The organism is Streptococcus sp. HMSC076C09, from assembly GCF_001837905.1.
In the GTDB taxonomy this organism is placed as follows: Bacteria; Bacillota; Bacilli; order Lactobacillales; family Streptococcaceae; genus Streptococcus; species Streptococcus parasanguinis_I.
This window is the reverse complement of sequence record NZ_KV834640.1, coordinates 265,610-287,050: the sequence shown is the minus strand read 5'-3', so window position 1 is coordinate 287,050 and position 21,441 is coordinate 265,610. Positions and strand designations below refer to the sequence as shown.

General features: G+C 43.6%; 16 protein-coding genes and 5 tRNA genes. 20 read left to right on the top strand and 1 reads right to left on the bottom strand.

What is annotated here, in order from left to right:
• The first annotated feature begins 48 nt into the window (after positions 1–48).
• The 10 genes from HMPREF2704_RS05245 to HMPREF2704_RS05200 all read left to right on the top strand — a co-directional run bounded on the left by HMPREF2704_RS05245 (position 49) and on the right by HMPREF2704_RS05200 (position 4,721).
• Positions 49–129, top strand: a tRNA-Tyr gene (locus HMPREF2704_RS05245).
• Positions 130–135: 6 nt separating this feature from the next.
• Positions 136–206 (top strand) — tRNA-Trp (locus HMPREF2704_RS05240).
• Between the two features lie 12 nt (positions 207–218).
• Positions 219–291: transfer RNA gene (locus tag HMPREF2704_RS05235), tRNA-His, on the top strand.
• 19 nt (positions 292–310) lie between these two features.
• A tRNA-Gln gene (locus HMPREF2704_RS05230) sits at positions 311–382 on the top strand.
• Positions 383–392: 10 nt separating this feature from the next.
• Positions 393–476 (top strand) — tRNA-Leu (locus tag HMPREF2704_RS05225).
• A gap of 103 nt (positions 477–579) precedes the next feature.
• Entirely contained in the window at positions 580–1,017 is a 438-nt protein-coding gene (locus tag HMPREF2704_RS05220; protein WP_003004547.1) for a zinc-dependent MarR family transcriptional regulator, read from the top strand.
• Position 1,018: 1 nt separating this feature from the next.
• Positions 1,019–1,723, top strand: coding sequence for a metal ABC transporter ATP-binding protein (locus tag HMPREF2704_RS05215; protein WP_003013743.1), 705 nt, complete (start codon positions 1,019–1,021; stop codon positions 1,721–1,723).
• Positions 1,716–2,519 carry a metal ABC transporter permease gene (locus HMPREF2704_RS05210; protein WP_049506201.1) on the top strand — a complete coding sequence of 268 codons (804 nt, stop codon included), beginning with the start codon at positions 1,716–1,718 and terminating at the stop codon, positions 2,517–2,519. Before HMPREF2704_RS05215 ends, HMPREF2704_RS05210 begins: the two co-directional genes overlap by 8 nt.
• 2 nt (positions 2,520–2,521) lie before the next feature.
• Positions 2,522–4,027, top strand: a complete 1,506-nt coding sequence (locus tag HMPREF2704_RS05205) for a zinc ABC transporter substrate-binding protein AdcA (protein WP_070845902.1) — start codon at positions 2,522–2,524, stop codon at positions 4,025–4,027.
• 139 nt (positions 4,028–4,166) lie between these two features.
• A complete protein-coding gene (locus HMPREF2704_RS05200) occupies positions 4,167–4,721 on the top strand; it encodes a DUF6287 domain-containing protein (protein ID WP_049475186.1) in 555 nt (184 codons plus the stop codon).
• Between the two features lie 189 nt (positions 4,722–4,910).
• Here HMPREF2704_RS05200 and HMPREF2704_RS05195 read toward each other — a convergent pair whose 3' ends face one another.
• Positions 4,911–6,986: a GH92 family glycosyl hydrolase gene (locus HMPREF2704_RS05195; protein WP_070845900.1), complete on the bottom strand. Its 2,076-nt coding sequence runs from the start codon at positions 6,984–6,986 to the stop codon at positions 4,911–4,913.
• A 214-nt stretch (positions 6,987–7,200) separates the two neighbouring features.
• On the opposite strand from HMPREF2704_RS05195, the gene HMPREF2704_RS05190 reads away from it, so the two are divergent.
• From HMPREF2704_RS05190 to HMPREF2704_RS05145, 10 genes are all read left to right on the top strand, one after another.
• Positions 7,201–8,481 carry a glycoside hydrolase family 125 protein gene (locus HMPREF2704_RS05190; protein WP_070465331.1) on the top strand — a complete coding sequence of 427 codons (1,281 nt, stop codon included), beginning with the start codon at positions 7,201–7,203 and terminating at the stop codon, positions 8,479–8,481.
• A gap of 76 nt (positions 8,482–8,557) precedes the next feature.
• Complete coding sequence (locus HMPREF2704_RS05185) at positions 8,558–11,203, top strand: alpha-mannosidase (protein ID WP_070845898.1); 2,646 nt, start codon at positions 8,558–8,560, stop codon at positions 11,201–11,203.
• Between the two features lie 85 nt (positions 11,204–11,288).
• Positions 11,289–12,158, top strand: coding sequence for an ROK family protein (locus tag HMPREF2704_RS05180; protein ID WP_003009697.1), 870 nt, complete (start codon positions 11,289–11,291; stop codon positions 12,156–12,158).
• The gene (locus HMPREF2704_RS05175) at positions 12,152–14,032 is read left to right on the top strand and encodes a beta-N-acetylhexosaminidase (protein ID WP_070845896.1); all 1,881 of its coding nucleotides are present in this window, start codon (positions 12,152–12,154) and stop codon (positions 14,030–14,032) included. Before HMPREF2704_RS05180 ends, HMPREF2704_RS05175 begins: the two co-directional genes overlap by 7 nt.
• A gap of 227 nt (positions 14,033–14,259) precedes the next feature.
• Positions 14,260–15,189, top strand: coding sequence for an ABC transporter permease (locus HMPREF2704_RS05170; RefSeq protein WP_003009701.1), 930 nt, complete (start codon positions 14,260–14,262; stop codon positions 15,187–15,189).
• 13 nt (positions 15,190–15,202) lie between these two features.
• Positions 15,203–16,135 carry a carbohydrate ABC transporter permease gene (locus HMPREF2704_RS05165; RefSeq protein ID WP_003004100.1) on the top strand — a complete coding sequence of 311 codons (933 nt, stop codon included), beginning with the start codon at positions 15,203–15,205 and terminating at the stop codon, positions 16,133–16,135.
• A gap of 79 nt (positions 16,136–16,214) precedes the next feature.
• The gene (locus HMPREF2704_RS05160; protein WP_003009706.1) at positions 16,215–17,696 is read left to right on the top strand and encodes an ABC transporter substrate-binding protein; all 1,482 of its coding nucleotides are present in this window, start codon (positions 16,215–16,217) and stop codon (positions 17,694–17,696) included.
• A gap of 171 nt (positions 17,697–17,867) precedes the next feature.
• On the top strand, positions 17,868–18,479 hold the full coding sequence (locus HMPREF2704_RS05155) for a YesL family protein (protein ID WP_021154271.1): 612 nt from the start codon (positions 17,868–17,870) through the stop codon (positions 18,477–18,479).
• A 2-nt stretch (positions 18,480–18,481) separates the two neighbouring features.
• Positions 18,482–20,128 carry a sensor histidine kinase gene (locus HMPREF2704_RS05150; protein ID WP_070845894.1) on the top strand — a complete coding sequence of 549 codons (1,647 nt, stop codon included), beginning with the start codon at positions 18,482–18,484 and terminating at the stop codon, positions 20,126–20,128.
• Positions 20,129–20,138: 10 nt separating this feature from the next.
• A partial coding sequence (locus HMPREF2704_RS05145) for a response regulator transcription factor (protein WP_049475194.1) occupies positions 20,139–21,441 on the top strand: 1,303 nt, incomplete at its 3' end.

Here is a 21,441-nt window from a genome sequence, read left to right as displayed (position 1 = left end):
CATGTGTCGGCGGTTCGATTCCGTCTCGCGCCATCAATTCAATAATCAGGAAGGGTAGCGAAGAGGCTAAACGCGGCGGACTGTAAATCCGCTCCTTCGGGTTCGGGGGTTCGAATCCCTCCCCTTCCATCCTTTACGGGCATAGTTTAAAGGTAGAACTAAGGTCTCCAAAACCTTCAGTGTGGGTTCAATTCCTACTGCCCGTGTTAATAATTATGGCGGGTGTGGTGAAGTGGTTAACACACCAGATTGTGGCTCTGGCATGCGTGGGTTCGATCCCCATCACTCGCCTATTTATTAATATTATTATTGGGGTATAGCCAAGCGGTAAGGCAAGGGACTTTGACTCCCTCATGCGTTGGTTCGAATCCAGCTACCCCAGTTAAATTTATGCCGGCGTGGCGGAATTGGCAGACGCGCTGGACTCAAAATCCAGTGTCCGCAAGGACGTGCCGGTTCGACCCCGGCCGCCGGTATAGATTATAAAGGAGTTTTACTCCTTTTTTTGTTTTATTTTTTTCTTTTTTATGATATAATTAACCGGTAAAGTTTCTTTTAGTGAATTAGAAGGAGTTAATTTTGTCTGAAGTTGCAAATAAAATCGATCGATTTTTAAATTCTATTTTATTGTTATCAGAAAATCAGCATGAGATTTTAGTTGGTTCTTGTACAAGTGGTGTTTCATTAACTAACACTCAGGAACATATTTTGATGCTGGTTGCTGATGAAGCTCTAACCAATTCTGTCTTAGCTAAGAAATTGAATGTCAGTCAGGCGGCTATCACAAAGGCCGTGAAGCCCTTATTAAGTCAGGGGATGTTAGAGACTTATCGTGATGAGAATGATGCTCGAGTTCTCTATTATCGCTTAACTGAGATTGGTAAGCCAATTGCATTAGAGCATCAGCACCACCATCAGCATACTCTTCACACTTATGAGGATGTTTTGTCGAAGTTTACTAAGAATGAGCAAGGGGTTATTTCGAGGTTTTTAGATTTATTGGAAGAGGAGTTATAGTTTGAGGTATATTACGGTTTCAAATTTATCGTTTTATTATGATCGGGAACCGGTTTTAGAAGGGATCAATTACTACTTAGATAGTGGGGAGTTTGTTACCTTGACCGGGGAGAATGGGGCTGCTAAGTCAACCTTGATTAAGGCTAGCCTTGGCATCTTACAGCCCAAGGTTGGGACTGTTGAGATTTCGAAGACGAATGTTAAGGGAAAGAAGTTAAGGATTGCTTATTTGCCGCAACAAATTGCTAGTTTTAATGCAGGGTTTCCAAGTACGGTTTATGAATTTGTGAAGTCAGGTCGGTACCCTCGTAAAGGATGGTTTCGAAAGTTGAATGAGCACGATGAAAAACATATTCTGAAGAGTTTAGAATCTGTTGGGATGCTGGAGTTCAAGGATCGAGCGATTGGTTCTTTGTCTGGTGGCCAGAAACAGCGGGCTGTCATTGCTAGGATGTTTGCTTCAGATCCGGATATCTTTGTTTTAGATGAACCTACGACAGGGATGGATGCGACGACAAAGAGTGATTTTTATGAGTTGATGCATCACAGTGCGCATCACCATCAAAAATCTGTTTTGATGATTACGCATGATCCTGAAGAGGTTAACCAATTTGCGGATCGGAATATTCATTTGGTTCGTGACCAAAGCTCTCCTTGGAGATGTTTTAATGTCCATGATACTGAAGGGGAGGGTGACCATGCTTGATTTATTCCAGTATGATTTTATGCAACGGGCCTTGTTGGCTATGGTTGCCATGAGTCTTTTTTCTCCTGTATTAGGGATTTTCTTGATTTTAAGACGGCAGAGTCTTATGAGTGATACGCTAAGTCACGTCTCTCTTGCTGGTGTCGCTTTTGGGCTTTTCCTTGGGATCTCTCCAACGCTCTCGACCATGATCATTGTCATTATTGCTGCGGTTTTTCTTGAGTATTTGCGGACCTTATTTAAGGACTTTATGGAGATCGGGACGGCAATTTTAATGTCCACAGGTCTTGCCCTAGCTTTGGTACTGATGCGTGGTGGTGGGAAGAGCTCCATGAGCTTGGATCAGTATTTGTTTGGTTCTACCCTAACCATTACGGATGAACAGGTGATCGCCTTGTTTGTGATTGCTTTCGTTGTATTAGTGCTGACGGCTTTATTCTTGCGGCCTATGTATATTTTGACCTTTGATGAAGATACGGCCTTTGTGGATGGGCTTCCGGTCCGGACCATGTCCATCTTATTTAATGTGGTAACGGGGGTTGCTATCGCCTTGATGATTCCTGCAGCAGGATCGTTATTGGTTTCAACCATCATGGTCTTACCGGCTAGTATTGCGCTGAAATTAGGGAAGAACTTCCGTGGGGTCATGCTGCTTGCGGTCATTATTGGCTTTATCGGGATGTTTAGTGGGTTGATTTTGTCTTATATTGCAGATACACCAGCAAGTGCCAGCATCACGCTTTTATTTGTGGCCTTGTTCTTGCTTGTGAATCTTGGATCACGTTTGAGGAAGTAAATATGAAATTTAAAAAAATAGGTTTAATGTTGTTGGTGGCTTTTGCCCTTATCTTGACTGCTTGTGGCAAAAGTCAGAGTCAAAATGGAAAATTAAAAGTGATGACCACTTTTTATCCTGTTTATGATTTTACAAAAAATATTGTCGGAGATGAAGGAACGGTAGATCTGCTCATTGGAGCGGGATCAGAGCCTCATGAATATGAATTGTCTGCTAAGGGGCGGGCTATGATTCAAGATTCGGATGTTTTCGTCTATGAGAATGAAAACATGGAAACGTGGGTTCCAAATCTTTTGAAATCAATGAAGGATAAGAAAACCAAAGTGATCGATGCCACTAAGGGCATGGTCTTGCTTCCTGGATTGGAAGAGGATCATGACCACGGAGGGGGCGAAGAACACCATCATGAATATGATCCTCACCTTTGGCTGTCTCCACATCGTGCCATGAAGATGGTAGAGTCGATTCGCGATCAGTTGGTCGCAGCTTATCCAGATAAGAAAAAGACGTTTGAGAAAAATGCGCAAGCTTATTTGAAGAAGTTACAGGCTTTGGATCAAGCTTATCAGGATGGCTTGAAAGATGCTAAGCAAAAGAATTTTGTGACCCAACACGCGGCTTTCCGTTACTTGGCCTTGGATTATGGCTTAAACCAAGTGGCTATTTCAGGGATTTCACCTGATAGCGAACCTTCTGCTGCACGATTGCGTGAATTGACAGAGTATATCAAGAAAAATGAGATCAAGGTGATTTACTTTGAGGAAAATGCTTCTAAGTCTTTGGCGAAAACCTTGTCTTCTGAAGCTGGTGTTGAGTTGGCTGTCTTAAATCCTTTGGAAAGCCTGACGGATCAAGAAATGAAAGATGGCGAAGATTACGTTTCTGTCATGAAGGAGAATCTGAAGGCGCTAGAGAAAACAACGTCACAAGCTGGTAAGGATATTCAACCGGAACATGAGGAAGAAACTAAGACGGTTCAAAAGGGCTATTTCGAGGATAGTCAAGTGAAGGATCGTAGCTTAGAAAATTACGCGGGTGATTGGAAATCGGTTTATCCATACTTGCAAGATGGAACTTTGGATCAGGTCTTTGATTATAAGGCAAAATTAAATCCAACCATGACTGCTGCTGAGTATAAGGAATATTATACCAAGGGTTACCAAACAGATATTGATCGGATTAAGATTGATAAGGATTCAATGGAGTTTTATCAAAAAGGATCTTCTAAGAAATATACCTATAAATACGTAGGTAAGCACATTTTGACTTATAAGAAGGGGAATCGTGGTGTTCGGTATCTCTTTGAAGCCAAGGAGAGCGATGCGGGAGACTTCAAATATGTTCAATTTAGTGACCATGAAATCACTCCGGTAAAGGCAGCTCACTTCCACATTTTCCATGGAGGAAAGAGTCAAGAGGCGCTTTATGATGAGTTAGAAAACTGGCCAACTTATTATCCTTCCAACTTATCTGGTTTAGAAGTGGCACAGGAAATGCTGGCTCACTGAAAGTAGTATTCAAAGAGAGATTGGGATGTATTATCCCGGTCTTTTTTTGATCAGAAATAGGAAGTAGAGCTTGTCAAATGTTTGAAAATACGTTACAATGAGAGGGCTTTAAACTAAAAAAATGTATGGGGAATTTTTAATGAAAAAAGTTGGTGCAATTCTGGTGAGTTTTCTTAGTGTACTCCTGTTGGTGGCTTGTTCGCAACAGAGCGCGAGTAAGAAATCTGATTCTTCTAGTCAAACAAGTGCTTCTTCTGAGGTGAAAAAGACGACAGCTTCTAGTTCGGAAGTGAAGGAGAAAGAAAAAAAAGAAGAGAAAAAAGAAGTGAAGAAAATGGATCTTGAGGCTATTGCTAATGGGGATTACAGCAGTATTGCTGGTGTCTGGCAAGATGATAAAGGAAACAAGCTGGTCTTTAACGACAAAGGGTTGGTTTCACAAGAGTTGGAGGGCTATGGTGCTTCTTTGACGGATTATGGGACAGCCTCAGAAGGGATCTATGGTGGTCGTGATGGTGGCTTCTTGTTGGAGTATATTCCTGCGGGAGTAACCATTGGTGATCAGGTCGATGATCAAGGACAAGTTGTTTTTAAGGATACATCCGATGCCTCTAAGAACCGCTTGTGGTCTGGTGTTGGTATCGCTAGTTTTGGGGAACAAGGCTCGATCTACTATCATGTAGGAGATGAATAATGGAAAAAGAGAGTGGGACAGAAATCGGTAATTCGTTAGAATTCGATTTCGTCGTCCCACCTCCGCACAGTTGAGTAGGGCTGTAAAAGCTGATGAAATCAGCGTAGTAGAGCCCACTCAACCACTGCGTCTTGCTCGACAATCCAAAAATAATTGAGAGGCTAGGACTTCTGTCCCACTCTCTTTTTCTTATGCATGTGGGGGGAGCCAAGAAAGATCGAACTGAAGTAGCTGGGCTTCAAGGAGATCTTGATGGAAAATCTCTTGCTGCGCTTTGCCATCTAATCGGGCTTTTTGGATGAAATAGGCACCTGTAGTATGGGAGTTGGCACAAATTTTGAGCTCATGGTTTGGAAGATGGAGAAGAACTTCTTTAAAGAGAGGGAGGCCCAGATCATAGATTGGTTTTCCTGGGCAGGTTGGATAGAGCCCAAGGGCTGACCAGATGTACCAAGCAGATAGGCTACCGTTGTCTTCATCACCTGGATAGGCTTGGAAATCTTGATGGAAAGCTTGGGAACGGATCTGGTGGATCAGGAGATTGGTGTATTCGGGATGAAGGCTGTAACGGAAGAGGTAGGGAATGTGGAAGCTGGGTTGATTGGAGATGGCGATCTGCCCAAATGGGGCTTGGGCCATTTCACTCATTTCATGGATTTCATAGCCATATCCTCTTACATCAAATTGAGGTTTTTGATTGGCCAGATCCAGCAGTCGTTGGGTGAAGGCTTTTTTACCGCCCATTAGCTCTATCAGACCGGAGAGGTCGTGTAAGGCTCCAAAAGTAGCTTGGGTGGCAGAGCATTCTGCATAATCTCCTCCCCAGCTGATAGGAGAGAAGGGTTCTTTAAAGTTTCCATTGGTGGATCGTGCTCTCATAAAGCCTGTTTGGGCATCATACAATGTTCGGTAGGAGAGGCTGGAAGCAGCATACCGAGTGGCTGTTTCTGTCTGACCCAATTGCTTGGCAACGGTAGCAATGCAAAAATCACTATAGGCGTAATCTAGGCTATGGCTCACACTTTCGTGAAAATCATCGGGTAGGTAGCCAAGGGCCTTGTAGCTTTCATTGCCATGGCGACCAAAATGTTGCGTGGGATCCGTTTTTTGCGCTGTCTGGAGCATGGCTGTCAGAATGTTTTCATGTAGGTCTGGTGCGATCCCTTTTGTGACAGCATCCGCAAAGACTCCATCGATGAGGGTACCTGGCATCATTCCTCGTTCATCTGGGGCCAACCATTTTGGTAGAAAACCAGTATCCTTGTAAGTGTTTAAAAATCCTTCGAGAAAGTGACGGTAGTAATCGGGGTAGCCAAGGCTAAAGAGCGGAAAAGAGGTCCGAAAGAGGTCCCAAAATCCGACATTCGTATAAGCTTTTCCTGGTTTGATTTCCTGATGGGCAACATCCAGGTGCCAGTCATTTCCCTCGGTATCTGTTTCATAAAAGGTTTGAGGGAAAAGGAGGAGTCGGTACAGGCAATGGTCGAAAAAGGCTTGGTCACGCCCTCCGGCATCTTTTACTTCAATTCGTTTTAGCAGCTGATTCCATTGATCGGCTGCTTCTTTTTTAGCTTCCTCTAGGGAAAGGTTGGGAAGATGGCTGTGAGCCATGTCTTGGGACAGATAAGAAGTTCCTAATTGGACGGTCACTTCATTGCTAGCAAAGGTGAGAAAAAGATCTTGATCGATGTGAGTGACGTTCTCGATCGGCTGGCTAAATTGCCACTGGAGATAGAAAGAGTAGGAAGTATCTGCAGTATGGGCCTGATCCAGAATGCGGAAGTGGCAGGTTTGGTCTGTCAGAGTCAAGTCCTCTAGTTCCTTTGCTGCATGAAAGCAGAGTGTTAGCTTTTCTGGTGCTCGAAAGCGCATGACAGCCCCGTAGCGACTTGGAACCAGCTCGCTTTGAATCTGGTAACGTTCCGAAAAAATACGAAGGTAGTGGGGCTGGAAAAGAGCTTCTTTCATTGAATAACTGCTTTGGCGACGGAAGAGGTCGGAACTTGCAATTTTTCCTGTGATGGGCGTGATGAGGCACCAAGCGTAGTCTCCTATCCAAGGACTAGGCTGGTGGGTGAGGCGAAATCCCTGAAAAATAGGGAGATTGGGGTTGAAAAACCAAGCCCCTTGTTCGTGTGTCGTCTGGGGAAGGAAGTAGTTCATTCCAAAAGGAACTCCGGTATAAGGAAGGGTATTTCCGTGGGAATAGTGGGGATGATTATCGCTTCCCCAGCGGGTATCGATGGTCTGGCATTGTGTGCGCATCTTGTCTCCTTTTTCTTCATCAACCTTAAATGATCTGTGCTTTCTTGGAATACGCGGTGGTATTTTCTTCATTGTATCAAAGTGTTGTCAAATATGATAGCGTTTTTATCAAATGGAAAATTTTGTAGAAAAAGGGCTATAGTTTGCGTATGTATTTCCCCTTTGAAATCTTTTATACTGAATAGGAAAGAATCGATACGTGTGAGGAAAATAAATGACCTATTCAAAAGAAATTGTGCGAGAATGGTTGGATCAAGTGGCTGAGCGAGCTAAGGAGTACCCGGAGTGGGTGGATGTCTTTGAACGTTGTTATACAGACACTTTGGACAACACAGTTGAAATTTTAGAAGATGGTTCAACCTTTGTGTTAACAGGGGACATCCCAGCTATGTGGCTGCGTGACTCAACGGCTCAATTGAGACCCTATCTTCATGTGGCAAAAAGAGACCCTCGTTTGCGCCAGACCATTGCTGGTTTGGTCAAACGCCAGATGACCTTGATCCTCAAGGATCCTTATGCCAACTCTTTTAATATTGAGGAGAACTGGAAGGGTCACCACGAGACCGACCATACCGATTTGAATGGCTGGATTTGGGAGCGCAAGTATGAGGTGGATTCGCTTTGCTACCCCTTGCAACTGGCTTATCTTCTTTGGAAGGAAACTGGTGAGACTAGCCAATTTGATGAAACCTTTGTCACAGCGACCAAGGAAATCCTTCATCTCTGGACAGTGGAGCAAGACCACAAGAATTCCCCTTATCGCTTTGTTCGGGATACAGATCGTAAGGAAGACACGCTGGTGAATGACGGCTTTGGGCCAGATTTCGCCGTGACAGGGATGACCTGGTCAGCCTTTCGTCCAAGTGATGATTGCTGTCAGTATAGTTACTTGATTCCGTCCAATATGTTTGCAGTGGTTGTTTTGGGTTATGTCCAGGAAATCTTTGCAACATTGAATCTAGCTGATAGTGAAAGCATCATTGCAGATGCCAAACGCCTGCAAGCTGAGATTCAAGAAGGCATCGAAAACTATGCCTACACCACTAATAGCAAGGGTGAGAAAATCTATGCCTTTGAGGTAGACGGTTTGGGAAATGCTAGCATCATGGATGATCCGAACGTGCCAAGCTTGTTGGCAGCTCCTTATCTGGGATATTGCGCCATTGACGATGAGGTCTACCAAGCTACTCGTCGGACGATTTTGAGCCCTGAAAATCCCTACTTCTATGAAGGGAAGTACGCAAGTGGACTAGGAAGTTCTCATACGTTTTATCGCTATATCTGGCCGATTGCTTTATCCATTCAAGGATTGACAACGACAGATAAAGCTGAGAAAAAACATTTGCTGGACCAGTTGGTTGCCTGCGATGGAGGCACGGGCGTCATGCACGAAAGTTTCCATGTAGATGATCCAACTAAATACTCGCGTGAATGGTTCTCTTGGGCCAACATGATGTTCTGTGAATTAGTCTTGGATTACTTGGATATTCGCTAATGAGCTGTCGCTTAACAGATTCTTGTAAAGAATCACAAATAGATCTTTAAATTTAAGTTAGAATGAGGTTTTACTCATGGAAAATGTTGTTGTACATATCATCTCTCATAGCCACTGGGATCGTGAGTGGTATCTACCTTTTGAAAGCCACCGGATGCAATTGGTGGAACTGTTTGACAATCTGTTTGATCTTTTTGAAAATGATCCTGAGTTCAAAAGTTTCCACTTGGATGGCCAAACCATTGTCCTTGACGACTATTTAGAAATTCGCCCTGAAAACCGTGATAAGGTGCAGCGTTATATCGACGAGGGCAAGCTCAAGATTGGTCCCTTCTACATCTTGCAGGATGATTACCTGATCTCCAGCGAAGCCAATGTCCGCAATACCTTGATTGGACAAGCTGAATGCGCCAAATGGGGCAAATCTACTCAGATTGGTTACTTCCCAGATACCTTTGGAAATATGGGGCAAGCTCCTCAAATCCTTCAAAAATCAGGCATTCACGTAGCAGCTTTTGGGCGTGGGGTCAAACCAATCGGATTTGACAACCAAGTCCTCGAAGATGAGCAATTCACCTCTCAATTTTCTGAAATGTACTGGCAAGGGGCGGATGGTAGCCGTGTGCTGGGTATTCTCTTTGCCAACTGGTACAGTAACGGGAACGAAATTCCAGTGGATAAAGACGAAGCTTTGGCTTTCTGGAAACAAAAATTGGCAGATGTTCGCGACTATGCCTCAACCAACCAATGGTTAATGATGAACGGCTGCGACCACCAACCGGTTCAACGAAACTTGAGTGAAGCTATTCGCGTGGCCAACGAACTGTTCCCTGACGTGACCTTTATTCATAGCTCCTTTGATGAATATGTGCAAGCAGTGGAAAGTGCACTTCCCGAACAATTATCAACGGTTACGGGAGAATTGACCAGTCAGGAAACCGATGGTTGGTACACTCTTGCTAATACCTCTTCTTCACGTATTTACCTCAAACAAGCCTTCCAAGAAAACAGCAACTTGCTCGAGCAAGTGGTGGAACCTTTGACCATCATTACTGGTGGGCACAACCATAAGGATCAATTGACCTATGCTTGGAAGACACTCTTACAAAATGCGCCACACGATAGTATTTGTGGATGTAGCGTAGATGATGTTCACCGTGAAATGGAAGTTCGTTTTGCCAAGGTCAACCAAGTCGGAAACTTTGTCAAGACCAACCTTCTGAACGAATGGAAGGGTAAACTAGCGACTCAAAAAGCCCAGAGTGAGCACCTCTTTACGGTCATCAACACTGGCTTGCATAATAAGGTGGACACCGTCAGCACGATTGTCGATGTTGCGGTTTGTCCATTTAAGGAATTGCATCCGACAGAAGGCTTCAAGAAAATGGCTGCTTTGAGCTTGCCAGACTACCATGTAGAGGATTTAGATGGACATCTTGTAGAAGCAGAGATTGAGGACTTGGGAGCAAGCTTTGGCTATACCCTGCCTAAGGATAAATTCCGTCAACCTTATATTGCACGTCAAGTGCGCGTGACAATTCCAATTCACCTTGCACCACTTTCTTGGTCAAGCTTCCAACTAGTCGAAGGGCCAGCAGCACAAAGCGATGGTATCTTCCAAAATGGAGTTATTGATACTCCATTTGTGACAGTAAGTGTAGATGAAGGTATCACAGTCTACGACAAGACTACAAACGAAGCTTACGAGGACTTTATCCAATTTGAGGACCGTGGCGATATCGGGAATGAGTACATTTATTTCCAACCAAAAGGAACAGAGCCAATTTTCGCAAAACTGAAAGGTTATGAAATTCTGGAAAACAATGCTCGCTATGCTAAGGTTTTGCTCAAACATGACTTGACTATTCCAGTTAGCGCAGATGAAAAATTGGATGCTGAACAAAGAGGTATCATCGAGTTCATGAAACGAGATGCAGGTCGTTCAGAAGAGTTGACAACCATTCCTCTTGAAACGGAGATGACCATTTTTGTAGATGATCCACAAATTCGCTTCAAGACTCGCTTTACCAATACAGCCAAAGACCACCGCATTCGTCTCTTGGTCAAAACTCATAACACACGCCCAAGTAATGATTCTGAAAGCATCTATGAAGTTGTTACAAGACCAAATAAACCAGCAGCTTCTTGGGAAAATCCTGAAAATCCACAACACCAACAAGCCTTTGTTAGCTTGTATGACGATGTTAAAGGAGTGACAGTAGCCAATAAAGGATTGCACGAATACGAAATCCTTGAGGACGACACCATGGCTGTAACCCTTCTCCGTGCTTCAGGTGAGCTAGGTGACTGGGGCTACTTCCCAACGCCAGAAGCTCAGTGCTTGCGCGATATCGAAGTTGAGTTTGCAGTAGAATGCCATCAAGCAGGGGAACGCTTCTCGGCCTTCCGTCGTGCTAAAGCCTTCCAGGTGCCATTTACAGCTCTTCAAGTTGCAAAACAAGAAGGTAGAGTTGCTGCAACAGGTAGTCTCTTCAACCATGCAGCCCTCAACTTGCCACAAGTCTGCCCAACAGCCTTTAAGGTGGCTGAAAATGAAGAAGGATACGTCCTTCGTTACTACAATATGAGTCAAGAAAATGTTCGCGTGTCAGAAGGACAACAAACGGTTGTCGATCTTCTGGAACAACCGTATCCGGTCCATACAGGTTTATTGGCACCACAAGAAATTCGTACAGAATTGATCAAAAAAGAAGAAATCTAATTTCAAAAAGATAACATAAAAAGAAAGGAGGAGCGAAAAGAGTAAGAACCGACTGCTGATTCGCTCCTTTTTACAGGTAAAAGCAATGACCATTGCAACGATTGATATCGGAGGGACTGGCATTAAGTTTGCTAGTCTAACTCCTGATGGAAAGATTTTAGATAAGGCCAGCACCGCAACGCCAGAGACTCTGGAAGAGTTGCTAGCTTGGTTGGATCAGCGATTGTCAGAACGTGACTACCGTGGGATTGCCATGAGTGTGCCAGGAGCCGTTCATCAAGAAACAGGGGTAATTGAAGGGATCAGTGCCATTCCTTACATCCATGGTTTTTCATGGTATGAGGCGCTTGCTCATCATAAGCTTCCTATCCACCTAGAAAATGATGCCAACTGTGTTGGACTCAGTGAACTGCTAGCTCATCCTGAGATTGAAAATGCAGCCTGTGTCGTGATTGGTACAGGAATCGGTGGAGCCATGATTATCAATGGGAAGCTACACCGTGGTCGTCATGGTTTGGGCGGTGAGTTTGGCTACATGACCACAATCGAGCCCGCAGAAAGACTCAATAACTGGTCACAACTCGCTTCTACAGGAAACATGGTTCGCTATGTGATTGAAAAATCTGGTCAAACCGATTGGGATGGCCGCAAGGTGTACCAAGAGGCGGCAGCAGGTAATGCCCTTTGCCAAGAAGCTATTGAGCGCATGAATCGTAATCTTGCTCAAGGACTGCTCAATATCCAGTACCTGATTGATCCAGATGTGATTAGTCTAGGCGGCTCTATCAGTCAGAACCCTGATTTTATCAAAGGCGTGCAAAAAGCCGTAGATGCCTTTGTGGAAAGATATGAAGAATATACCATCGCTCCAGTCATTCAAGCTTGCACCTATCAGGCAGATGCCAATCTCTACGGTGCCCTTGTCAACTGGTTACAGGAGGAAAACCAATGGTAAGTTTTACCGGAATCAACAGTAAACAAGCGCAAGCTTTAGAGTTGCTCCAAAATCACATTTCTCTACCAGATGTAGAAGTGGCAGTCGCTCAGTCTGACCATGCTTCCATCTCTATCAAGGGGGAGAATGGGCAGTATCAATTGACCTACCGTAAACCTCATCAACTCTACCGTGCCTTGTCTGTGCTCGCAACAGCTTTAGCAGAAGGGGACAAGGTAGAGATTGAAGAGCAGGCGGCCTATGAAGATTTAGCCTATATGGCGGACTGTTCGCGCAATGCCGTGCTCAATGTCGCATCTGCCAAGCAGATGATTGAAGTCTTGGCTCTGATGGGTTATTCAACCTTTGAGCTCTACATGGAAGACACTTATCAAATTGAAGGACAACCTTACTTTGGTTATTTCCGTGGAGCATACTCAGCTGAAGAGTTACAGGAAATCGAAAGCTACGCCCAGCAGTTTGACATGACCTTTGTGCCATGTATCCAAACTTTGGCTCACTTATCAGCCTTTGTCAAATGGGGGATTAAAGAAGTCCAGCAACTCCGCGATGTAGAAGACATTCTCCTCATCGGTGAAGAAAAAGTTTATGACCTGATTGACGGCATGTTTGCGACGTTATCTAAATTACAAACTCGCAAGGTCAATATCGGCATGGATGAAGCTCACCTAGTTGGTTTGGGACGCTACCTCATCTTGAACGGTGTGGTGGATCGGAGTCTTCTCATGTGTCAACACTTGGAGCGCATCTTGGATATTGCGGACAAGTATGGTTTCCACTGCCAGATGTGGAGCGATATGTTCTTTAAGCTCATGTCAGCAGATGGCCAGTACGACCGTGAGGTAGAAATTCCAGAGGAAACGCGTGTTTACCTAGACCGTCTCAAAGACCGTGTCACCTTGGTTTACTGGGATTATTATCAAGATAGCGAGGAAAAATACAACCGAAACTTCCGTAATCACCACAAGATTAGCCAGGATATCGCCTTTGCAGGTGGTGCCTGGAAGTGGATTGGCTTCACGCCCCACAACCATTTCAGCCGTCTCATTGCAGTAGAAGCCAATAAAGCCTGCCGTGCCAACCAGATCAAGGAAGTCATCGTGACGGGCTGGGGGGACAATGGTGGGGAAACAGCCCAGTTCTCTATTTTGCCAAGCTTGCAGATCTGGGCGGAACTCAGCTACCGCAACGACTTAGAACGTTTATCAGCTCACTTCAAGACCAATACAGGCCTATCCGTTGAGGACTTTATGCAACTTGATCTTGCCAACCTCTTGCCAGACCTACCAGATAATCTCAGTGGTATCAACCCTAATCGCTATGTCTTTTATCAGGATGTTCTCTGCCCAATCCTTGACAAGCACATGACTCCTGAGCAGGACAAACCACACTTTACCCAAGCAGCTGAGACTCTTGCTACTATCAAAGAAAAAGCAGGCATCTACGCTTATCTCTTTGAAACTCAGGCACAGTTGAATGCTATTTTAAGTAGTAAAGTGGATGTAGGCCGACGCATTCGTCAAGCCTATCAAAAAGGTGATAAAGAGAGCTTGCAACAAATTGCTAGGGAAGAATTACCAAAATTAAGAAGCCAGATTGAAACCTTCCACAAGCTCTTTAGCCACCAATGGTTGAAAGAAAACAAGGTCTTTGGCTTGGATACAGTAGATATTCGTATGGGTGGGCTCTTGCAACGGATCAAGCGCGCAGAAAGCCGCATTGAGGCTTATCTGTCTGATCAGATTGACCGCATCGACGAACTAGAAGTCGAAATCTTGCCATTTAATGATTTCTACGGGGATCAGGACTTCGCAGCCACAACGGCTAACCAGTGGCATACTATTGCGACTGCCTCAACCATTTATACAACGTAAAAAATGCCAAGTCGGATGACAGAAATCTCATCCGCGGTCGATAGGAGTAGAAGAGGAGCTGTCTTTACGAACACCCTTTTCTACTCCTTTTTTAAAGCTATGTCATAAATTTGTAGAATTTTTTCTATAATTAGGAGTTTGAAAATATAAATGGGCTATCTTATAATAGGTGATGTAAACGCTACCAAAGCAAATAAACACGCTCAAGGCTCAAAGGGGGGAGTTAAATGAAAAAGTTTGTAAGGACTCTGAGAGAAAATTTCATTTTTCTTTTAATGGTCTTACCTGGTGCAGCGTGGTTAATCTTATTCTTCTATATTCCGGTTTTTGGGAATATCGTAGCATTTAAGGACTATCATATCACAGGAGAGGGCTTCATTGACAGTGTCATGAAGAGTAAGTGGGTTGGCTTTGACAACTTCAAATTCCTCTTTAGTTCCAAAGATGCCTACATTATTACAAGAAACACGGTATTGTACAACTTAGGATTCATCTTCTTAGGATTGATTGTTTCCGTTGGGATCGCCATCATCTTTAGTGAGTTGAGATCAAAAAGAGTGGTCAAGGTGCTTCAAACCTCCATGCTCTTCCCGTACTTCCTATCATGGGTTATCATCAGCTTCTTCACCGATGCCTTCCTTAACGTGGACAAAGGATTGGTCAACCACATCTTAACTTCATTTGGTATGAAAGCCATCAATTTCTATTCGGAATTGTGGATCTGGCCAGCGCTTCTCCTCTTCTTAGGAATCTGGAAAGGCTTTGGTTATAGCAGTGTCATGTATTATGCAACCATCATGGGAATTGACCCAACTTACTATGAAGCAGCGACCGTGGATGGTGCGTCTAAGTGGCAACGCATTCGCAACATCACCATTCCTCAGTTGTCTTCCTTGATTACGGTTTTGACCATTCTTGCAGTCGGAAATATCTTCCGCGCAGACTTCGGTCTTTTCTACCAAATCCCGCATAATGCTGGAGCTCTCTATAGTGTAACCAACGTTATTGATGTTTATGTCTACAACGGTTTGACCAAGTCAGGGGATATCGGGATGACAGCAGCAGCCGGTCTTTACCAATCGGTAGTCGGGCTGGTTCTTGTGTTAATCTCAAATATCATTGCCCGTCGCATTGATAAGAATGCCGCTCTCTTCTAGAAAGGAGGATCGTATGAAAAAATCAACCATTCAAAAAGAAAAAATTGATAATGTCGGGATCCATTCTTTCAGTAAGAAGAGCAACTTCTTCTTTACCTTGTTGTTGACCTTGGTCGGCTTGACCTGTGTGCTTCCCTTCATCTTCGTTGTCATGATCTCTTTGACAGACGAACAAAGTTTGGCAGTCCATGGCTTCCAATTCTGGCCAGCAAAATTTGGATTTGATGGTTACCTCTTCTTGGTACAGTTCAAAGACAAAATCTTGCAAGCCCTCTTCATTACCTTGTTTGTGACCATTGTGGGAACAGCATGTAATGTCTTTATCACCACAACTTATGCTTACGCTATCTCACGGAGTACCTTTAAATACCGCAAGTTCTTTACCGTATTTTCACTCCTTAGTATGCTCTTTAGTGCAGGGTTGGTTCCAAGCTACATTGTCACCACTCAACTCTTGCAGTTAGGTGATACCATCGGGGCTTTGATTATCCCAATGTTGCTCAGTCCATTTAACATCATCTTGATGCGGACCTTCTTTAAACGGACCATTCCAGAAGCTATCCTTGAATCCGCTCGGATCGATGGGGCAAGTGAAACACGGATCTTCTTCCAAATCTGCTTGCCATTGTCTCTTCCAGGGATTGCGACCATCAGTTTGTTCACCGCTTTAGGGTTCTGGAATGACTGGTTCAACGCCCTCCTCTATATTAAGAGTGACAACCTTTATCCATTGCAATACCTCTTGATGCAAATCCAAAACAATATGGATTACATCGCTAAAAACGTCGGGGTATCCGGCCAATTGGCAGGAGCTGTACAATCCATCCCACGGGAAACAGGACGTATGGCCATGGTGGTTGTGGCAACAGTGCCAATCGCCATTCTCTATCCATTCTTCCAACGCTACTTTGTAAAAGGCTTGACCATCGGTGGTGTGAAAGAATAACATCGTTTATTGAAAATCAGCAGGATTTTCAACTCATAACTTAGTCTAAAAAGAAAATAACATAAAGGAGATTTTTCTTATGAAAAATTGGAAAAAATACGCGTTAGCATCTGCTAGTGTCATCGCTCTTGGAGCTACTCTTGCTGCTTGTGGAAACCTTACAGGGAACAACAAGAAGTCTGCAACAACTGAAGACGGTAAACCAATCATCAAGATGTACCAAATCGGTGATAAACCAGATAACTTGGATGTTCTTCTTAAAAATGCCAACAAGATCATTGAAAAGAAAGTTGGCGCAAAATTGGATATCCAATATCTTGGTTGGGGTGACTATGCACAAAAAATGAACGTTATCATCTCATCTGGTGAAAACTATGATATTGCCTTTGCTAATAACTATGTCATTAACGCTCAAAAAGGTGCTTATGCTGACTTGACAGAATTGTACAAGAAAGAAGGGAAAGACCTTTACAAAGCACTTGACCCAGCTTACATCAAAGGGAACACTGTAAACGGCAAGATCTATGCTGTTCCAGTAGCAGCTAACGTTGCATCTTCTCAAAACTTTGCATTTAACGGACCACTTCTTGAAAAATATGGTATCGACGTTTCAAACGTGAAAGACTATGCTTCTCTTGAACCAGTCTTGAAAGCCATCAAAGAAAAAGATCCAAACGTTGTTCCATTTGCAATGAACAAGAGCTACGGTGGACCTTCAGATGACTTCGACTATGTGGCTGTTGATGGACTTCCATTCGTGGTTGACTTGAAAGGTGACACTACTAAGATCGTTGACCGTTACACAATTCCTCGTTATGTAGAAAACTTGAAGACTCTTCACAAATACTACGAAGCAGGATACATTCCAAAAGACGTAGCAACGAGCGACACTGGTTATGATCTTTCTCAAGATACATGGTTGGTTCGTGAAGAAACAGTAGGGCCAGCTGACTACGGTAACAGCTTGCTTTCTCGTGTAGCAAACCGTAAGATCGAAATCAAACCATTTACTGAACTGTACAAGAAGAACAATACTACTCAAGTAGCTAACTTTGTTATCTCAAACAACTCTAAGAACAAAGAAAAAGCAATGGAAGTGTTGAACCTCTTGAACACTGATCCAGAACTCTTGAACGGCCTTGTTTATGGACCAGAAGGCAAGAACTGGGAAAAAGTTCCCGGCAAAGAAAACCGTGTCAAAGTCTTGGATGGCTACAACGGAAACACTCACATGTCTGGATGGAACACTGGTAACAACTGGATTCTTTACATCAACGAAAACGTAACAGATGAACAAATTGCACAATCTAAGAAAGACTTGGAAACTGCAAAAGAATCTCCAGCACTTGGCTTCATCTTTAACACAGATAAAGTGAAATCAGAAATCACTGCTCTTACAAATACTTTGAACCAATTCGCAGGTGCTATCAATACTGGTACTGTGGATCCTGAAGTAGAAGTTCCTAAGATGCTTGAAAAATTGAAATCAGAAGGTGCTTACCAAAAAGTGCTTGACGAAATGCAAAAACAATACGACGAATTCCTTGCTTCTAAAAAATAAGAACAGGTAGTTCGAAAAAGGCTTTGGAGGGATCTCCAAAGTCTTTTTGTGTCTTTATGAAAATGAATCTTGTAAATGAAAATCAATATTTCAATTTACCAATGCAAATAGGGGGAAAGCGTTTTATTTTTATGGTATAATAGAATCACTAATTGGAAAAGAGGCTGAATGATGGGAAAAATCATCGAGTTCATTTTTACGAGAGTCTATGTTGCTATGCTGGTAACAGGGATTTTTTGGGTCTTGACGATCTGTGGGGGTGTTCTGCTAGGAGTAGGACCGGCTAGTGCCACTATCATGAGCCTCTATGCGGAAAATGGCATGACCTACAAGGACTATCATTGGTCACGCGCTTGGGAACTCTTCAAAGAAAATCTACGCCCGGCTAATCAAGTCTTTTATACCTTCTTTGCCATTGAAGGGGTTCTTCTCTATGGCATGTACCTCATGATCCAGATTCCTCACTTGAATTTCTTCCAAATTTTGGTTCTTTTGTTTAATCTGGTTTTTCTCTTGGTTGCGCCTCTAGCTTACGCCGTTTATTTGAAATTGCAAGTTCATTTCGATCTCTCTTATGCCAATAGTATCAAGCTCAGTTTGATCGGAATGTTGCTGGACATTCGTCCGGTTCTGAAGTTCATCCTTGGAACTGCGCTACTTGGCGTCATTAGCTACTATATGCCAGCCCTTCTCTTTTTCGTCTTGATCGGTGTATGGCATTTCTTTGTCAATGATATCTTTGACCCTGTTTATCAAAACATCCACGAAAAATTGGTATCCTAACGATGAAAAAAATCTGGTTAAGTACGCTTTTAAAATTCTACGCCTATGTCATGGTGGTCATTTTGACCATTATGGGCCTGGTCGTCGCGGGGATCTCTTGGAAAAACCAGCAAGCTGAAGCCGACCGGATCTCCCAACGGGTCTTGACCGAAGTGGTGACGGATCTTGAGACCTCTTATCAACGGGTCACACAAGAAGGTCGTAGCCTCGTTGAGAACCCTGCAAAATTAGAAGGAGTTTATCGCTATTTTACCTTGTCACCATCGGAGTATGAGACTTGGCGATTGAATGCCCAATTCCCTTCTTATATCCAATTGTCCCTACATAAGAATATTGACAGTCTCTATTTGAGCAATAAAAACATCGAGGGTATCGATGTCACCTTGTCTGATTACAAGACGGTATTTGTCTCTACCCGGCAATCACAGGGAGGCAAGCAAGTCTCAGCGGACCATTACAAGGCTCCTGCGACAGCCATTCCGGTTCCTTTGACAGATCCGACTACGGGTGCTGGAGTTGGGATTGCTTATATGACGCTGAACCAAGAAATTTTGACGGCAGCGATTGATAACGCCAGGGGCGATCTTCCGGTCGCTGTGCGGATCTTCACTCCCTTTGGGAAAGAGATGTACCATGAAGGGGATAAGGGGCAATCAAAGGATGTTAAATGGCAAACCCGCAGCACGATCTATGGCTACAAGGTGGATGTAGCTGTTTCTGAAAGTTATCTGGTCAAGAAGGGTCTAGCTAATCTGACCACTTTTCTCTCCATTGCTTTCCTAATTTTCTTGATCCTTTACTTGTTATTACGGCAGATTTTCAAAAATTACCGGCGTCAAGTCCTCGACTTGGTCGATACCATGAATCAGATCAGTCAAGGCGATAGCGAACGACGGATTGATACGTCCACGAAGGACCAAGAACTCTTGGTTATCGGGGATATGATCAATACCATGTTAGACAATATGGATAAGAACATTCGGGATATCTACCAGCTGCAGCTCAGCCAAAAAGACGCCAATATGCTGGCCTTACAAGCCCAGATCAATCCCCACTTCATGTACAATACACTGGAATTTATCCGGATGTATGCCGTCATGCAAGAGCAAGATGAATTGGGTGATATTATCTATGAGTTTAGTAGTCTCTTGCGAAATAATATCTCAGATGAGCGAGTGACGACAGTTGAAAATGAGCTCGAATTTTGTCGCAAATACAGCTACCTCTGTATGGTGCGTTATCCAAAATCGATTGCCTATGGCTTTAAGATCGATCCAGGCTTGGAAAAGATGAAGATTCCAAAATTCACCATCCAGCCTTTGGTCGAGAACTATTTTGCACATGGAGTGGATCACAAACGCAAGGACAATGTGATTAGTGTCAAAGTCTTGCAAGGAGAAGGGCAAGTCATGATCCTAGTTACTGATAATGGGCGCGGAATGGAAGAAGAACAGCAAGAAAAAATTCAAGAGATACTAGCCAATCGCAATCCACGCTCAGAAATCGAAGAAAAGAGTGGCCGGCAGTCCATCGGAATCGTCAATGTCCATGAACGTATGCTACTCTATTTTGGAGATCGCTACCATATCCAAGTCTTCTCCCAACCTCACCATGGAGTGACCTATACGATAACTATTCAAGATGAATAAAGGAGACAGAATGTACAAAGTCTTATTAGTAGACGATGAGTATATGATTACAGAAGGGTTAAAAAAATTAATCCCCTTTGACCACTGGAATATGGAAGTGGTCGCAACTGCAGAAGATGCAGACCAGGCCCTTGATTATGTGCGAGAGCATCCGGTGGATGTGGTGATCACGGATGTCAATATGCCTGGAAAGACCGGACTTCAGATGATTGCAGAGATGAAGGATTTGATACCAGATGCTGCTTTTATCATTATGTCAGGCTATCAGGATTTTGAATATGTCAAGACAGCCCTCAATTTGCGCGTGGCAGACTACCTGCTCAAACCGGTCAATAAGGTGGAAATGGGCAATATCTTAGAAAAAATTCAGCACCAAATCCAGCAACCAAGCCAAGAGTTAGCCAACCGTTTGATTCACGATGATATCTCTGAGGAAGAGTTTTGTCGGTATATCGCAGGACGAAATTCACTGTGGATTGGGGTTGCTAAGGAGAAAAAAGGCTTTATCAGCTCATCTTACCAAGTTCTCGGGCAAAATCTTCAACTCTTTATCTCAGATCAAGAAGAAGAAGCTATGATTGAGAAGGCCTTTGAGCCCCCTTATAAGGAGCACTTTCGTCAATTTAAGGACCTAGTGGAGCGGAGCCTCTTTTATGGAGCGATCCCTCTCAATCAAGATGAGGAAGTCTTTAACTACTACGAGCCGGCCTACCGGGTGATCATGCAAGGAAATATCCAACAGATCTTAGAAGAACTGGATTGGTTGGAAAAAATGATTCTTGAGAAGACACCCAAGGTTTCGCTGACCAAGCAGCTCTTTATCCAATTTTTGATGGATGTCTTTCATTTGTTTGAATACCTGCAAGGAGATGATTTGGCCGATGTGGTCAAGAAAGTCCAAGAAGCTGCTACCTTTAGCGAGATGATTAGCTTCATCCAGGAAGAGCTGTCCCGTTTCTTATCCCACTATCGGATGAACGAAAATGTAGCGAGTGTCCTCCAAGTGATTAGCCGTGATTACCAAAAAGAGCTGTCGCTCAAGGACATCAGTCAGGCTCTCTTTATCAATCCAGTCTATTTAGGCCAATTGATTAAACGAGAAACCAATGCAACGTTCGCAGAACTCCTCAATAAACAGCGGATTAAGGCGGCCCAGCAGCTCCTCTTATCGACCAATGACAGTATTGAAGATATCTGCTATAAGGTCGGTTACAGTAATGTAGGCTATTTTTATAAGGTTTTCCGTAAACTCTGTGGAAAATCGCCTAAAACCTATCGCTTACAAGTCATGACAGAGCATGCAGAAGATGAGT

Excerpts from the sequence above, each read along its gene's own strand:
- HMPREF2704_RS05190 (WP_070465331.1), top strand. The coding sequence starts at position 7,201 with ATGACCTATTCAAAAGAAATTGTGCGAGAATGGTTGGATCAAGTGGCT.
- HMPREF2704_RS05155 (WP_021154271.1), top strand. The coding sequence starts at position 17,868 with ATGGGAAAAATCATCGAGTTCATTTTTACGAGAGTCTATGTTGCTATG.
- HMPREF2704_RS05205 (WP_070845902.1), top strand. The coding sequence starts at position 2,522 with ATGAAATTTAAAAAAATAGGTTTAATGTTGTTGGTGGCTTTTGCCCTT.
- HMPREF2704_RS05160 (WP_003009706.1), top strand. The coding sequence starts at position 16,215 with ATGAAAAATTGGAAAAAATACGCGTTAGCATCTGCTAGTGTCATCGCT.
- HMPREF2704_RS05170 (WP_003009701.1), top strand. The coding sequence starts at position 14,260 with ATGAAAAAGTTTGTAAGGACTCTGAGAGAAAATTTCATTTTTCTTTTA.
- HMPREF2704_RS05165 (WP_003004100.1), top strand. The coding sequence starts at position 15,203 with ATGAAAAAATCAACCATTCAAAAAGAAAAAATTGATAATGTCGGGATC.
- HMPREF2704_RS05175 (WP_070845896.1), top strand. The coding sequence starts at position 12,152 with ATGGTAAGTTTTACCGGAATCAACAGTAAACAAGCGCAAGCTTTAGAG.
- HMPREF2704_RS05150 (WP_070845894.1), top strand. The coding sequence starts at position 18,482 with ATGAAAAAAATCTGGTTAAGTACGCTTTTAAAATTCTACGCCTATGTC.
- HMPREF2704_RS05185 (WP_070845898.1), top strand. The coding sequence starts at position 8,558 with ATGGAAAATGTTGTTGTACATATCATCTCTCATAGCCACTGGGATCGT.
- HMPREF2704_RS05180 (WP_003009697.1), top strand. The coding sequence starts at position 11,289 with ATGACCATTGCAACGATTGATATCGGAGGGACTGGCATTAAGTTTGCT.
- HMPREF2704_RS05210 (WP_049506201.1), top strand. The coding sequence starts at position 1,716 with ATGCTTGATTTATTCCAGTATGATTTTATGCAACGGGCCTTGTTGGCT.
- HMPREF2704_RS05200 (WP_049475186.1), top strand. The coding sequence starts at position 4,167 with ATGAAAAAAGTTGGTGCAATTCTGGTGAGTTTTCTTAGTGTACTCCTG.
- HMPREF2704_RS05195 (WP_070845900.1), bottom strand. The coding sequence starts at position 6,986 with ATGCGCACACAATGCCAGACCATCGATACCCGCTGGGGAAGCGATAAT.